This window comes from Saccharothrix hoggarensis (genome assembly GCF_052936025.1).
Genome location: NZ_CP193624.1, coordinates 4,738,620 through 4,751,743, shown reverse-complemented (window position 1 = coordinate 4,751,743; position 13,124 = coordinate 4,738,620). Strand labels below are relative to the sequence as shown.

General features: G+C 73.1%; 13 protein-coding genes. 8 read left to right on the top strand and 5 right to left on the bottom strand.

All coding sequences use genetic code 11. The annotated features are described in order from the left end of the window. The first annotated feature begins 14 nt into the window (after positions 1-14). The 3 genes from ACRAKH_RS21355 (at position 15) to ACRAKH_RS21345 (ending at position 2,723) form a co-directional block, all read left to right on the top strand. Positions 15-272: a DUF6222 family protein gene (locus ACRAKH_RS21355; protein WP_380730473.1), complete on the top strand. Its 258-nt coding sequence runs from the start codon at positions 15-17 to the stop codon at positions 270-272. Further along, positions 269-1,993: an acyl-CoA carboxylase subunit beta gene (locus ACRAKH_RS21350; RefSeq protein ID WP_447009212.1), complete on the top strand. Its 1,725-nt coding sequence runs from the start codon at positions 269-271 to the stop codon at positions 1,991-1,993. The genes ACRAKH_RS21355 and ACRAKH_RS21350 overlap by 4 nt, the downstream gene beginning before the upstream one ends. 415 nt (positions 1,994-2,408) lie before the next feature. Continuing rightward, complete coding sequence (locus tag ACRAKH_RS21345) at positions 2,409-2,723, top strand: DUF6235 family protein (protein WP_380729400.1); 315 nt, start codon at positions 2,409-2,411, stop codon at positions 2,721-2,723. A 55-nt stretch (positions 2,724-2,778) separates the two neighbouring features. Here ACRAKH_RS21345 and ACRAKH_RS21340 read toward each other — a convergent pair whose 3' ends face one another. Continuing rightward, positions 2,779-3,519 (bottom strand): AfsR/SARP family transcriptional regulator, encoded by a 741-nt coding sequence (locus ACRAKH_RS21340; RefSeq protein WP_380729402.1) that lies wholly within the window; start codon positions 3,517-3,519, stop codon positions 2,779-2,781. Positions 3,520-3,674: 155 nt separating this feature from the next. Further along, positions 3,675-4,280 (bottom strand): response regulator transcription factor, encoded by a 606-nt coding sequence (locus tag ACRAKH_RS21335; RefSeq protein WP_380729404.1) that lies wholly within the window; start codon positions 4,278-4,280, stop codon positions 3,675-3,677. 262 nt (positions 4,281-4,542) lie between these two features. Between ACRAKH_RS21335 and ACRAKH_RS21330 the strand changes: the two genes are divergently transcribed. From ACRAKH_RS21330 to ACRAKH_RS21310, 5 genes are all read left to right on the top strand, one after another. Next, positions 4,543-5,535 carry a DUF1702 family protein gene (locus ACRAKH_RS21330; RefSeq protein ID WP_380729406.1) on the top strand — a complete coding sequence of 331 codons (993 nt, stop codon included), beginning with the start codon at positions 4,543-4,545 and terminating at the stop codon, positions 5,533-5,535. A gap of 127 nt (positions 5,536-5,662) precedes the next feature. Next, complete coding sequence (locus tag ACRAKH_RS21325) at positions 5,663-6,268, top strand: response regulator transcription factor (protein ID WP_380729408.1); 606 nt, start codon at positions 5,663-5,665, stop codon at positions 6,266-6,268. A gap of 156 nt (positions 6,269-6,424) precedes the next feature. Further along, positions 6,425-6,985: a hypothetical protein gene (locus ACRAKH_RS21320; protein ID WP_380729410.1), complete on the top strand. Its 561-nt coding sequence runs from the start codon at positions 6,425-6,427 to the stop codon at positions 6,983-6,985. Between the two features lie 3 nt (positions 6,986-6,988). Further along, on the top strand, positions 6,989-8,332 hold the full coding sequence (locus ACRAKH_RS21315) for a DUF6239 family natural product biosynthesis protein (protein WP_447009211.1): 1,344 nt from the start codon (positions 6,989-6,991) through the stop codon (positions 8,330-8,332). A gap of 239 nt (positions 8,333-8,571) precedes the next feature. Next, a complete protein-coding gene (locus tag ACRAKH_RS21310) occupies positions 8,572-9,576 on the top strand; it encodes a hypothetical protein (RefSeq protein WP_380727217.1) in 1,005 nt (334 codons plus the stop codon). 57 nt (positions 9,577-9,633) lie between these two features. On the opposite strand, the gene ACRAKH_RS21305 is transcribed toward ACRAKH_RS21310, so the two are convergent. The 3 genes from ACRAKH_RS21305 to ACRAKH_RS21295 form a co-directional block, all read right to left on the bottom strand. Beyond that, positions 9,634-10,239, bottom strand: coding sequence for a response regulator transcription factor (locus ACRAKH_RS21305; protein WP_380727230.1), 606 nt, complete (start codon positions 10,237-10,239; stop codon positions 9,634-9,636). A 146-nt stretch (positions 10,240-10,385) separates the two neighbouring features. Next, on the bottom strand, positions 10,386-11,696 hold the full coding sequence (locus tag ACRAKH_RS21300; RefSeq protein ID WP_380727219.1) for an MFS transporter: 1,311 nt from the start codon (positions 11,694-11,696) through the stop codon (positions 10,386-10,388). A 10-nt stretch (positions 11,697-11,706) separates the two neighbouring features. After that, positions 11,707-12,885 carry a SagB/ThcOx family dehydrogenase gene (locus ACRAKH_RS21295; protein ID WP_380727221.1) on the bottom strand — a complete coding sequence of 393 codons (1,179 nt, stop codon included), beginning with the start codon at positions 12,883-12,885 and terminating at the stop codon, positions 11,707-11,709. Positions 12,886-13,124 lie beyond the last annotated feature (239 nt).

The window sequence follows — 13,124 nt, the reverse complement described above, 5'->3', positions numbered from 1 at the left end:
GGGAGGGAACCCCGATGAGCACCGAAGACCGCACCGAGGACCGCACGGCGGACCGCAACCCGTTCGACCCGCACGGCGAGCCCCGGGACGCCGCGCAGGTCGCGGGAGACGTCACCGACGAGGCCGTCGCGCACGCGCCGTGGCCGCTGGGCGGCGCGCGGCGCGACGTCCCGATGTCCGGCTTCGCGCGGGGCATCCGGTGGTCGGACATCCTGGCCGACATCGAGCGCGACGAGCGGGCGCGCCAGGCCCGGACCAAGGACGCCGCGTGACCGTGCACAGCGAGACCGGCGCGCGGTACGCCGAACCCGACGACCGGTACGGTCGGGCGCACCCGCAGCGGACGGGCGACGCCCGGGTCATCCCGTTGACCCGGGCGCTCGACGCCGCGCCGGTCGTCGCGCCGGAGCGCCCGGTCCCGCCACCCGCCGCCCCGACCCCGCCGCGCACGATGGCGGCGTTGCGCGAGCAGCGCCGTGACGAGCGCGCGCGGATCGTCTCGGGTGACGCGGACGCCGTGCGGCGGCAGCACGCCCAGGGCAAGCGGACCGCCCGGGAACGGCTGGAGGCGCTGCTCGACCCCGACTCGTTCGTCGAGCTGGAGCCCTACCGTCGGCACCAGGCCGCCGCGGCGGGTCTGGCGCACCGCCGGCCCGCCACCGACGGCGTGGTCACCGGCTCGGGCACCGTCGACGGCAGGCGGGTGTTCGTCTACGCGCAGGACTTCACGCTGTTCGGCGGTTCGCTGGGGCAGGCGCACGCGGCGAAGATCCACAAGGTGATGGACCTCGCCATCGCCACCGGGTCGCCGATCATCGCGCTCAACGACAGCGGCGGCGCGCGCATCCAGGAGGGCGTGCTGGCCCTCGACGGGTACGGCGGCATCTTCCGCAGGCAGGTCGAGGCGTCCGGGGTGGTGCCGCAGATCAGCGTGGTGCTCGGCCCGTGCGCGGGCGGCGCGGCGTACTCGCCCGCGCTCGCCGACTTCACGTTCATGGTGCGCGACACCGCCCGCATGTACCTGACCGGACCCGACGTGGTCGAGGCCGTGACTGGGCGGCGGGTCGGCCACGAGGAGCTGGGCGGCGCGGACGTGCACGGCACGTCGTCCGGGGTGGCGACGGTGGTGCACGACGACGAGGAGAGCTGCCTGGAGGACGTCCGGCACCTGATCTCGCTGCTGCCGTCCAACTACCTCGACGTGCCGCCGGACAGCGGGTCCGTCGGCGCCGAGCACGACCGCAGCGAGCGGTTCGCCGACATCGTGCCGGTCGAGCCGAACCGGCCGTACGACATGCGCGAGGTGTTCGCCGAGCTGGCCGACGACGGCGACTTCTTCGAGGTGCACGAGGGCTGGGCGGGCAACGTGCTGTGCGCGCTGGCCCGGGTGGACGGTCGCGTGGTCGGCCTGGTCGGCAACCAGCCGGTGGTGATGGCGGGCGTGCTCGACGGCCCGGCGTCACAGAAGGCGGCGCGGTTCGTGCGGTTCTGCGACGCGTTCGGCATCCCCCTCGTGACGCTCGTCGACGTGCCCGGCTTCCTGCCCGGCGTGGAGCAGGAGCACTCCGGCATCATCCGGCACGGCGCCCAGCTGCTGCACGCGTACTGCGACGCCACCGTGCCGCGCGTGCAGGTGGTGCTGCGCAAGGCTTACGGCGGGGCGTACATCGTGATGGACTCGCGGTCCATCGGGTGCGACGTGTCGCTGGCCTGGCCGACGAACCAGATCGCGGTGATGGGCGCGGAGGGCGCGGTGAACGTGCTGCACCGCCGTGAGCTCGCCGCCTCGGCCGATCCCGCCGCCACCCGGCGCGACCTGGTCGCCGCCTACGAGGCCGAGTACCTCGACCCGTACTACGCGGCCGAGCGCGGCCTCGTGGACGACGTGATCGACCCGGCGGAGACCCGGTCGGCGGTCGCCCGCGCGCTGGCCATGCTCCAGGACAAGCGCAAGCCGGGGCCGTCGCGCAAGCACGGCAACCCGCCGACCTGACCACCCGTCGACCGCGGTTCACGCCCTGCCGCGGTCACGCCCCCGCGGTCACACCACCGCCGAAGCGAGACCGCTCGCCGAAGCAGGACCGCCGAAGCGAGACCGCCGACGCGAGTTCACCGAAGCAAGACCGCTCGCCGAAGCAGGACCGCCGAAGCGAGACCGCCGACGCGAGTTCACCGAAGCAAGACCGCTCGCCGAAGCAGGACCGCCGAAGCGAGACCGCCGACGCGAGTTCACCGAAGCAAGACCCCCGCCGAAGTTCAGACTTACCGCCGCCGCGACCACCACCAGCGACCTCACCGGGAGGGGCCCGTGCGCCCGTCGTACCACCCGCCGCCACGCCTGCGTCACGCGGCCGTGCCGCGGGCAGCCGAGCACCTTCCCGTGAGCGCTGTGTCGAGGAGGCGATCCCATGGCCGCGGCACCGCGTCTCCAGCTCACTTCGGGCCTGGACGTCCTGGAGGAGTGGGCGGTATCGGCGTGCCAGGCTGACCGCGACGTCGTCTACGAGGTCTTGTTCTCGATGACGGACGGCTCGGTCTTCCTGGTCTACGACATGTTCCGGGTGCCGCGCCAGGCGGACCGGTACGTCATCCTGGTCAAGCACGACCTGGTCGTCCGGGTCGCGATCCGGTGGGCGGAGTCGTCCTTCGACATCGCCTACGTCGGCGAGCTGAGCGGTGACGACCAGGCCGTCGTCTGGTGGTCCGCGCTGGACGATTATTGACCGGCCGACCACGTGCGCCGGTGGTCGCCCCGCCCGGGGCGATCACCGGACCGGCTCACCGCGCCAGCAGCGACCGGTGCAGCGACTGGAGCTCGTCGGACGGCTCCACGCCCAGCTCGTCCAGCAGCCTGGCGCGCAGGCCGCGGTAGGACTCGACCGCGTCCGACCGCCGCCCGCAGCGGCCGAGCACCCGGATGAGCTGCCCGTGCAGGCCCTCGTCCAGCGGGTTGGCCTCGGTCAGCGACCGGAGCGTGCCGATCAGCTCGCGGTGCAGGCCGCCCGCGATCTCGGCCTCGATGCGCAGCCCGCGGGTGACGCGCTGCTGGTCGAGCAGGTGCAGCGCGTACGCGGACAGCGCCGGCCCGCACCGCACCCCCGACAGCGGCGGCCCGGACCACAGGTCCAGCGCGTCCCGGAACGCCCGCGCCGCGCCCGGGTGGTCCCGGCGCGCCATCAGCTCGACGCCCCGCTGGTGCAGGCTCCGGTAGGCGAAGACGTCCACCCGCGCCGGTTCCAGCTCCAGCGCGTACCCGCACGAGCTGGTCAGCACCCGCGCCGGCGCGAGACCGCGGCGCAGGTGGTGCACGTAGGTGCGCAGGGTGCGCCGGACGTCGTGCGGCGCGTGCTCGGGCCACAGCTCGGTGACGAGCGCGTCCACCTGCACGGGCCGGCCGGGTCTCGTGGCGAGCACGGCGAGCAGCGGCAGCAGGCGTGGCGCGGTGGGCGTGCGGTCCTCGCCGTCCACCCGGACGTCGAGCGGACCCAGCAGCGCGATGCGGAGTTCTCCCGTTCCCATGTTGTCCCCCAGCGGTCGGCGGTGTCGCGGTTGACGGTCGCAGATCGCCGGCTGGGCGGACAGTGTCCTCACCACCTGGGACTACAGGTCTTCCACCCTCGTCCGGGGTGCGCCGCGCATGAGCTGTTCGGCCCAACGCGCCGGGGACGACGGGCTCAGAGCCACTCGGCCTCGGTGGCGATGCGGATCGCGTCCACCCGGTTGCGCGCGTTGAGCTTGGTGACCACGGCGGCCAGGTAGTTCCGGACCGTGCCGGGGGAGAGGTACAGCTCGGAGGCGATGTCGACGACCGTGCGGCCGCGGGCGGCCAGGCGGAGGATCTCGACCTCGCGCGGCGTGAGCGGAGACTCCTCGGTCTCCCACGCGGACAGGGCCAGCTCGCTGTCGATGACCCGGCGGCCGACGGCCACCGACCGCACCGCGTCGGCCAGCTTCTCCGACGGCGCGTCCTTGAGGAGGAAGCCGTTCACCTTGGCGTCCAGCGCCCGGCGGACCGTGCCGGAGCGGCCGAGGGAGGTGAGGATCAGGGTGCGGCACGTGGGCAGGCGCTGGTTCAGCTCCCCGGCGGCGGTGAGGCCGTCCTTGCCGGGCAGGTCGATGTCGATGATCGCGACATCCGCCTTGGCTTCCGCGGCGGTGGACACGATCTTGTCCCCCGAGGCCACTTCGGCGACGACCTCGATATCCGGTTCCAGGTTCAGCAATGCGGCCAGCGCACCGCGAACCATATGCATGTCTTCCGCCAACAGGACTCGAATCACGCCGTTCCCCCATACCCAAGAAATCCTGCCCAGTATACCGAGCACCCCTCGGTTCCTGCGCAACCTACGGGTCCACGCTGGTCGTCCGAAGGACAGTATGGCGGGAGAATCGGTCCTCCATTGCTACGAACGGGTGATTTCCCCGCCAACGGAAATCAATCGAGTCTCCAGCGGGATGAAATCACTGTGCGATTGCCTGGTGCCTCACCGTGACGACGGGTACCCCGGATGCCCGCATCGGCCGAGTTGTGCGGAGGACGGTATGGCGGGTTTGACTGGTGCGCTGCGCAAGGTCCTGTTGGCGCCGTCGTTCGCCTCGGTGCGGTTCGCCGAGCGCGGGTTCCAGGCGGCCCCCGGCCCGACCTCCACCCGCCTCGAAGCCGTCCCGCAGGCCGTCGTCGCCGGCTTCGAGTGGGGCGTCGAGGCGCCGCCCGCGTGGGAGCTGGAGGCCCGGCTGGAGATGGTCGAGCCCGAGCTGCGCGGCTTCGCGTACGAGGGCGCCACGATGGCCTGCACGGTGCTGGACGTGATGCCCGGCGGTCGGCGCGACCGCACGGCCGAGCTGCTGCGCGGCCCCGGCCTGCCGCACCTGTTCCTCTGCTACATCGGCATCGGGTTCGCGATGGCCCGCCTGCCGCGCCCGCTGTGGAAGAAGGTGCTGCCCGACCTGGACGGCGTGCCGCACCACCCGGTCATGAGCTGGCTCGCCGTCGACGGCTACGGCTTCGACCGCGCCTACTTCGAGACCCGCCGCTGGGTGGACGAGCAGCGCGAGTTCGAGCCCTACCCGTGGCTCGGCGCGCCGGACTACTTCCCGCGCGCGGCCGACCAGGGCGTCGGGCGGGCGCTGTGGTTCATCCACGGCGCCGACCCGGCCGCGGTCGCCGAAGCGGTGCGGCGGTTCCCCGAACGTCGTCAGCCGGACCTGTGGAGCGGCGTCGGCCTGGCCGCCACGTTCGCGGGCGGTTGCGACCGGGTCGGCCTGACCCGGCTGCGCGAGGCGGCGGGCGAGCACCACGACGAGCTCGCGCTCGGCTCGGTGTTCGCGGTGAAGGGCCGGGCGCACTCGGGCTTCGTGCCGACGCACGCGGTGGACGCCGCCGCGGCGCTCACCGACCTCACCGTCGCGGACGCGCTGGACCTCGCCGACCGCACCGAGCCGGGCGGTGACGCCGGCGCGACGCCCGCGTACGAGGTGTGGAGGAACGCCATCCGCGAGAGCTTCACCGTTCGGGAAAGGCGCCTGTCGGCGTGACGCGCGTGTCGTCGTCATCGCGTTTCGCGCGCCCGAACCGACGTGCGGCCGCGGTAGGGCCAAGTGGCGGACCCGGTGATAGACATTGCGCGCACAGGATTGCGGGCAGGGGAGAGGCAAACGGAACATGATCAGAGTCCTGGTCGCCGAGGACATGCACATCGTCCGCGGCGCGCTGGTCGCGTTGCTGCACCTCGAACCGGACATAAAGGTCGTAGCGCAGTGCGCGAACGGCAACGACATCGTGCCGCTGGCGTTGAAGTCCAAGCCCGACATCGCGGTCGTGGACATCGACCTGCCGGGCAAGGACGGCCTCACCGGCGCGGCCGAGCTGTCCGAGCTGCTGCCCGAGTGCCGCACGTTGATCCTGACCAGCATGGGCCTGCCCGGCACCCTCCGCCGCGCCCTGGCCGCGCGGGTAAGTGGTTTCCTCAGCAAGGACCTGCCCGCCGAGCGGCTGGCCGAGGCGGTGCGGGGGATCGCCGCGGGCAAGCGCGTCCTCGACGGCGAACTGGCGCTCGCCGCGTGGGACAGCGAGGACTGCCCGCTCAACGACCGCGAGGTCGAGGTGCTGCGGATGGTGGCCGCGGGGTGCGAGCCCGCCGAGATCGCCGCGCGGATGCACCTGTCCACCGGGACCGTGCGGAACTGGCTCACCGGCATCGTGCAGAAGCTCGACGCCCGCAACCGGGTCGACGCGATCCGGATCGCCCGGCAGGCCGGGTGGCTGTGACGCCGGTGGCACATCAGTCCACAGTGGACTGAACGAGGTTCCTCTCCTGTCTTGCGCAGTCCTGCCCGGAAGGGTTCCGTTGCGCGGCAATGGAAGTAGCGTCTTCGGCAAAGGTTCCCGGCAGTCGTGGACCCTGACCGGAGGGAGGAACCTGCCGTGACGCACACCCTGTCCCACCGCACCACCGACGGCGGCGTGCTCGACGTCCTGAACACCCGCTGGCACCGCTTGGCGCTGTACGGGTTCCTGGTCGTCGTGGTCGCGCACTGGGTCGAGCACATCACCCAGGCCGTGCAGATCTACGGCTTCGGGTGGTCCGTGCCGAGCGCCAAGGGCGCCCTGGGGCTGGCGTTCCCGTGGCTGGTCACGTCCGAGGTCATGCACTACGGCTTCGCCCTGGTCATGCTGGTGGCGCTCGTGGTGCTGCGCCACGGGTTCACCGGGCGCTCGCGCACGTGGTGGAGGGTCGCGCTGGGCCTGCAGTTCTGGCACCACATCGAGCACCTGCTGCTGATCATCCAGTCCACCAGCGGGGTCTACCTGCTCGGCAAGTCCGCGCCGACCAGCATCATCCAGCTCGTCATCCCGCGCGTGGAGCTGCACCTGTTCTACAACGCGATCGTGTTCGCGCCGATGGTCGTCGCGATGGTCCTGCACCGGCGACCCAACGCCGCCGAGCGGGTCCACGTCCGCTGCTCCTGCGCCGTCCCCGCCTGAGCCGTGCACGCGCACGCGCCCGGCGAGGCGATCGCCCTCGGTTTCGCGCTGCTGCGGGCCCTGCTGCTCGGCACGGTCACCGTGGTCGCGTGCTGGGCGCTGGTCCGCACCTTCCGCCACGGGCTGGACCACCGCCGTGCCGTGACGGCCGCCGCGGGCATCGGCGGTGTCGTCGCGCTGCTGCTCGCGGACGCGACGTGGATGCCCGGACCGGTCGCGGTGGCGGTGATCGCGTGCCTGTCCGCGCCGCCGTTGCTCCGCCGCGCCACGCCGGTGCTCGCCCGGTGCGCGGTGGCCGCGGTGGTGCTCGGCGGCACGGCCGCGCTGGTCGCGTTCGACGGCCCGCCGCTCACCTCCGCGAACGTCGTCGTCATCGCCGGGTTCGCGGGGGTGGCGTGGTGCGCGTTGTGCCCGCCGACGGTCATGACGCGCGTGCTGGGCGCAGGGCTCGCACTGGCGCTGCTGGGCGGCCTCGCCCAGGTGCTGCTGGCGGGCCACCTCGCCACCCCGGAACCCGGTCGGCCGCTGCTGACCCGCGCCGGCGCGATGCCGCTGCTGGTCGTGCCGCACCGGCCCGGCTGGAACCTCGTGCACGTGCCCGACGAACCGGTGCTGGTCGGCAACGCGGCGAGCGCCCTGGTGCCCGCCACGTCCCGCCCGGCGGCGAGCGGGCGCTGGGCGCTCGTGTGGCTGGAGGAGGGGCGCGGCACGCTGTGGCTCGACCACGCCGGTGAACGCCGGACCGTCCCCGTGGACACCGGGCGCGACCCGTGGACCGGTCCGGACGTGCGCGGCGCCGACGGCCCGGAGTACGCGAGCGCCGTGCTGGGCGCGGTGCTGACCGGGCGGGCGGAGGACGTGCCGTGGCCGGGTGAGCGGCTGTCCGACGCGGACGCGGCCTCGGTGCGGGAACTGGTGCGCTCGCTGGCCGGCCGCGAGGTCGCCCTGGCGACCGACACGTCGGCCAGGTCGACCGCCGCCGCGGACGTGGCGCGCCGGGAAGCCGCTGGCGTCGGCGTGTCGATCACCCCGCACGCCACCGAGACCGTCGTGCTCACCGGCTGGTCCGCCGCCGCCGCGCACGACGGACCCGCGCACCTCGCGCCGTGGCTGCTGACGCCGGACCTGCTCGACCGGCCGACCACCCGGACCGTGCCGCTGGGGCACGACCCGACCACGCCGGCGGCACAGCGCTACCTGGCCGCGCTGGCCGACGCGTTCCCCGGCGAGGCGCCGTCACAACCGGGCCTGACCGCCTGGCTCACCGGTCGGGGCGAGCCGACCGACGGCCCGCCGACCCTCCTGTCGGACACGCGGCACTGGCCAACCCCCACCCACACCCCCTGACCGCTCGCCCGCGCCAATCACCGCGGCTCGGCGACCCTCGCCGGCGCACAACCGCCCGACCCCCACCCGGTCGCCGCGCCACGCGGCAGCACGTCATCGCACCACCACCACTCACCGGCGCACCACCGCCCGGCCGCCGACAGGCCCGCGCACCACCCGCCCGCGCACCACCCGCCGGGGCACCGCGGCCCCGGCACCGCCACCGCAGCCCAGCCCACGCCTCACCACGGAGGTAACCCATGTCCACCCCCACGAAGCAGACACCGCCCGCCGACCGCAGACCGCCCGCAGACCGCGGACCGCGCGCCGTCGTCGGGTCGGCGCCCGTCCTCGCCGTCGACCTCTACCCGCGCCGCAGGTGGCTGACCATCGGGCTGAGCGCCCTGGCCGGGTTCCTGCTCACCGTCGTCTGGTCGGCCGAGTTCGTCGACAGCACGATCGGCGACACCGTCGCCAACTCCCTCCTGGGCCACGACGCCAAGGCGACCCCGATCGCGGGCGTCGGGGCGGGCATCCTCTTCGCCCTGGTCACCGGCCTGGCCGGCACGTTCACCGCGTGCAACGTCGCCGTCTTCGGCGCGATGGCGCCCGCGCTGCGCGGCTCCGCCTCGCGGATGGGACGGCTCCGTGCCGTGCTGCGGCCGCTCGGCTGGATGTGCGTCGGCATGGTCGCGGTCTCCGCGGCGTACGGCGTGGTCGTGGCGCTGGTCGGCACGCGGATGCCGCAGTTCCAGACCGCCGCCAACGTGGCCGGCGTGTTGTCGCCGCGCAGCATCCAGTCCATGGTGGTCTTCGGGCTGGTCGGCCTGGCCATGATCTACCTCGGCCTGGCCGCCGCCGGCGTCGTGCGCGACCCGCTGGCCCGCCTCACCCGCCGTCACCCGAACGCGCCCATGGTCGTGATGGGGGCACTGGTCGGCGCGTTCCTCATCGGCCGTCCGTTCGGCCTGTTCCGCGCCCTGTTCCGGGACGCCGCCGAGAGCGGCAACGTGCTCTACGGCGCGGCCGCCTTCACGCTCCAGTCGGTGGGCAACATCGCCGTCATGGCGATCGCGCTCATCCTGCTGACGCAGCTCGCGGGCAACCGCCTGCAGCGCTGGTTCGCCGCCAACCCGCGCCGGCTCGCCACGCTGACCACGGCCGCGTTCGTCGCGGCGGGCGTGTTCACGCTCCTGTACTGGGACCTGCGCCTGCTCGAACGCCGCGGCATCCTGCCGTGGTACCCGGTCGCACCCTGGGTCTGACCGTCCCGCGACGGCCGGCGGCGCGCAGCCGCCGGCCGTCGCGCGTGCGGCACGGCGTCAGATCCAGTCCTGCTCGCGGGCGATGCGGATGGCGTCCAGCTTGTTGCGCGCGTTGACCTTGGCCACCACGGACGTCAGGTGGTTGCGCACGGTCCCGACCGACAGGAACAGCCGGGCGGCGATCTCCGGCGGGTCGAGGCCGTCCGCCGCGAGCCGCAGGATCTCCACCTCGCGGGACGTCAGCGGGGACGTCGTGGTGTCCCAGGCGCTCAGCGCCAGCTGGCCGTCGACGACCCGGCCGCCCGCGGCGACGTCGCGGACGGCCTGCGCGAGCTTGTCCGCGGGCGCGTCCTTGAGCATGAAGCCGTGCACCTGCGCGGTGAGCGCGCGGCGGGCCGTGCCGGGGCGGTCCATGCTGGTCAGGACGAGCGTGCGGCAGTCGGGCACCTCGCGGTGCAGCTCCACGGCGGCGTCCAGCCCGTCCTTGCCGGGCAGGTTGACGTCGATGATGGCGACGTCCGGGCGGCAGCGCTTGGCCGCGGGCACGATCTCGTCGCCGGAGGCCACGGCGGCGGCCACCTCGATGTCGGGCTCCAGGCTCAGCAGCGCGACCAGGGCTCCCCGGACCATGTGCATGTCCTCGGCCAGCAGCACCTTGATCACCTGACGACCCCTCACCGCCACGTCCACGCGCGTGGCCACCGCCTCCCCAGGCGAGACCAGGTTACCCCCGGTGACCCGCCCGAACCGGTGAAGTCGTCCGCCCTGGTGAACCGGGGTTCACCAGGGCGGACGACGTCACGTGCCGGTCAGTCCCGCGGGGACGCGGGGGAGGGGACGGACGCCTTGGACGTCCGCGCGGCCCGTGCCGCACCGGCCAGCCAGAACAGCAGGGCGAACACCACGACGGCCCAGCCGGCGGCCAGCGCCGTGTAGCTCCACGTGGTGACGATGATGCCCGCGACGAGCGCGCCGACGGCGGCGGTCAGCTGGACCAGCAGGTCCGAGGCGCCCTGGGCAAGGGTCCGGGTCGGACCCTCGGTGGACTCCGTGAGCAGGACCGAACCCGCCAGGTACCCTGGCGACCAGCCCAGCCCCAGCAGCAGGAGCCCGAGTCCGATGAGGACGGTGTCGTCCATCGGCGCGAGCATCAGGACCACCGCGGCGGCGGCTTCCAGCGCCAAGCCGGTCAACAGCACCGGGTACACGCCGACGCGGTCCGTCAGCCACCCGACCAGCGGGCCCGGCAGGAACATCGCCGCCGTGTGCACACCGATCGCGAGGCCGATCGCGCCGAGCGTCGCGGCGCCGTGGCTCATGTGGATCGACGCCATGTTCATCAGCGAGATCATCGCCGCGTGCACGATCATCAGCGCGATGATCGCGCGCCGCGCGCCCTGGTGGCGCAGCACCGCCGCCAACGCGGTGCGGAACTTCGGCTTCTTCTCGGTCGGGGCCTTCTGCCGGTGCAGGCGCTGCGCGAGGAGCAGCGGGTCCGGCCGCAGCAGGACCAGCACCAGCGTGCCGCTGAGCGCCAGGCTGGCCGCGATCGCGAGGTACGGGCCGGTGTACTCGGGCAGCCAGCCCGCGCCGATGCCGCTGAGCACTCCCAGCAGCGCCGGACCGACCACCGCGCCGACGATCGAGCTCCACGACAGCACGCCCATGGACCGGCCGAGCGTGCCCGACTCGGCGAGGTCCGTCGCGGCGAACCGGGCCTGCATGCCCGCGGCGATGGCGCCGCCGATGAGGACGGAGCCCGCGAGGATGACGGCGTAGCTCGACAGCACGGCGCCCAGCACGACGAGGCCGCAGCCGAGCGAGCCGCCGAGGTACCCGGCGGCGATGCCGGCGCGGCGGCCCAGCCGCACCGACAGCACCGCCAGCGGCAGCGCGAACGCCATGCCACCGCAGTAGATCATCGCCTGCGCCAGTCCGGCCTGCCCGGCCGAGCCGGTGACCCGCTCGGCGATCAGCGTCAGCAGGGGACCGGTCATCGCGAACACCAGCGCGATCACCGCCTGCACGACGATGAGCGACCAGATCACCCGGCGCTGGATCGTGCGGACGGACAGGCCTGGCTCGACGGCGGTGGCGATTCGTTCCTGGTCGATGGTCACGGCGCGGCCTTCACTCTCGGGTGTCCTGGCCGGCGGCGATCGTGCGCTCCTCGTCCGTGGAGCTGTCCGCGATCGGCTGCCCGTCCGCCCGCCGCGCCGGCACGCCGGCGGACAGCTGGTAGACGGCCGTCTCGGACGCGCCGTCCACGCCGAGCGCGGCTTCCAGCTCGGTGTCGTGGAAGGCGTCGTTCTGCGCGGGCCCGAGGCCGACGGCGGTGGAGACCAGCGCGAACGTCTGCGCCAGGTGCCCGGTGTTCAGCAGCACCGTGCGCAGCATCCGCGCGCTGCGGTACTTGTACATCGCCCGGTGCACGTTCACGGTCAGGAAGCACACGAACCCGGCGGTCGTGATCATCTTCTGGCCGAACGCGATGCGCTCCAGGTCCTCCTGCGTGAAGTCCTTCGAGACCACTTCGAGGCTGTGGTCGTCGGCGGAGTACCGGTAGAGGCCCGGCGGCACCGACTCGACGTTGCGCACGGCCACGTAGCACTCGCTCTCGTGGCGCGCGCCGCCGCACGGGCTGGTGCGCAGCATGAGCTCGCCGAGGATGCCCGCGTTGAAGAAGTGCATCGGCGCGAACGTGTAGTGCAGGATCGTGGAGAGGGCGCGCACCGGCACGGCGTCGTCGGTGAAGTGGCGGTGCGTCCGCCGGGACAGCAGGACGTCGCCGAAGTCGCGCTGGAGCGGCAGGAACGCCCTGGTCAGGCGGATGCGCTCGGCGTCGGGGCGGCGGGTGATCGGCTCGGGGGCCGGGCCGCTGTCCTGGATCTCGGCGCGGATGTCGTTGCGCCGGGCGTACGCCGCGGCGTCACCGGCCGCCCGCTCCACGCTGAGGTAGGCGGTGTCCTTGGTGTCGAAGTGGAAGTAGGTCGCCGACGGGCCCCAGGCGTTCCACTTCTCCAGCACGAGGTCTTCGGCGTCCGCCTGGTCCTTGGTGCGCAGGAGGCCCACCTCGGCGAGGGCGTCGACGGCCTCGACCACCGACTGGGGGTCGTGCTCCTCCAAGCGGGCGGCCACGACCTCGGGCTCGGTCCACTCGTCGAACTCGCTCAGCAGGTCGACCACGGTCCCGTCGACCGCCACGCCCTGCTTTTCGCCGTCCGGCGGGGTGGGCGCCAGGAAATCGTCAAGGACCAGTTCGCCGTCCACCCAGTACGCCACCAGGGAACGGGCGCGTCGCAGTTCCATCGGTCGTTCCTCTCCACTTCATGAAAAGCCCACAGGGGGGACGGTGGTAACCCGTCCCCCCCCGACAGCTCATCTACCCGAAGGCGACAGCTCAGGCGCTCGCCTTGCAGGCCAGCATGCTCTTGCTGGCGAGCTTGGTGCGGCGCACGCGAACGGTGATCTTCTTCATGGTGAACCTCCTGATAGAGTTTCTTCTGCTGTCCGGGGATTCCCGGGTCTTGCTTTCCGGTTTTCCCCGT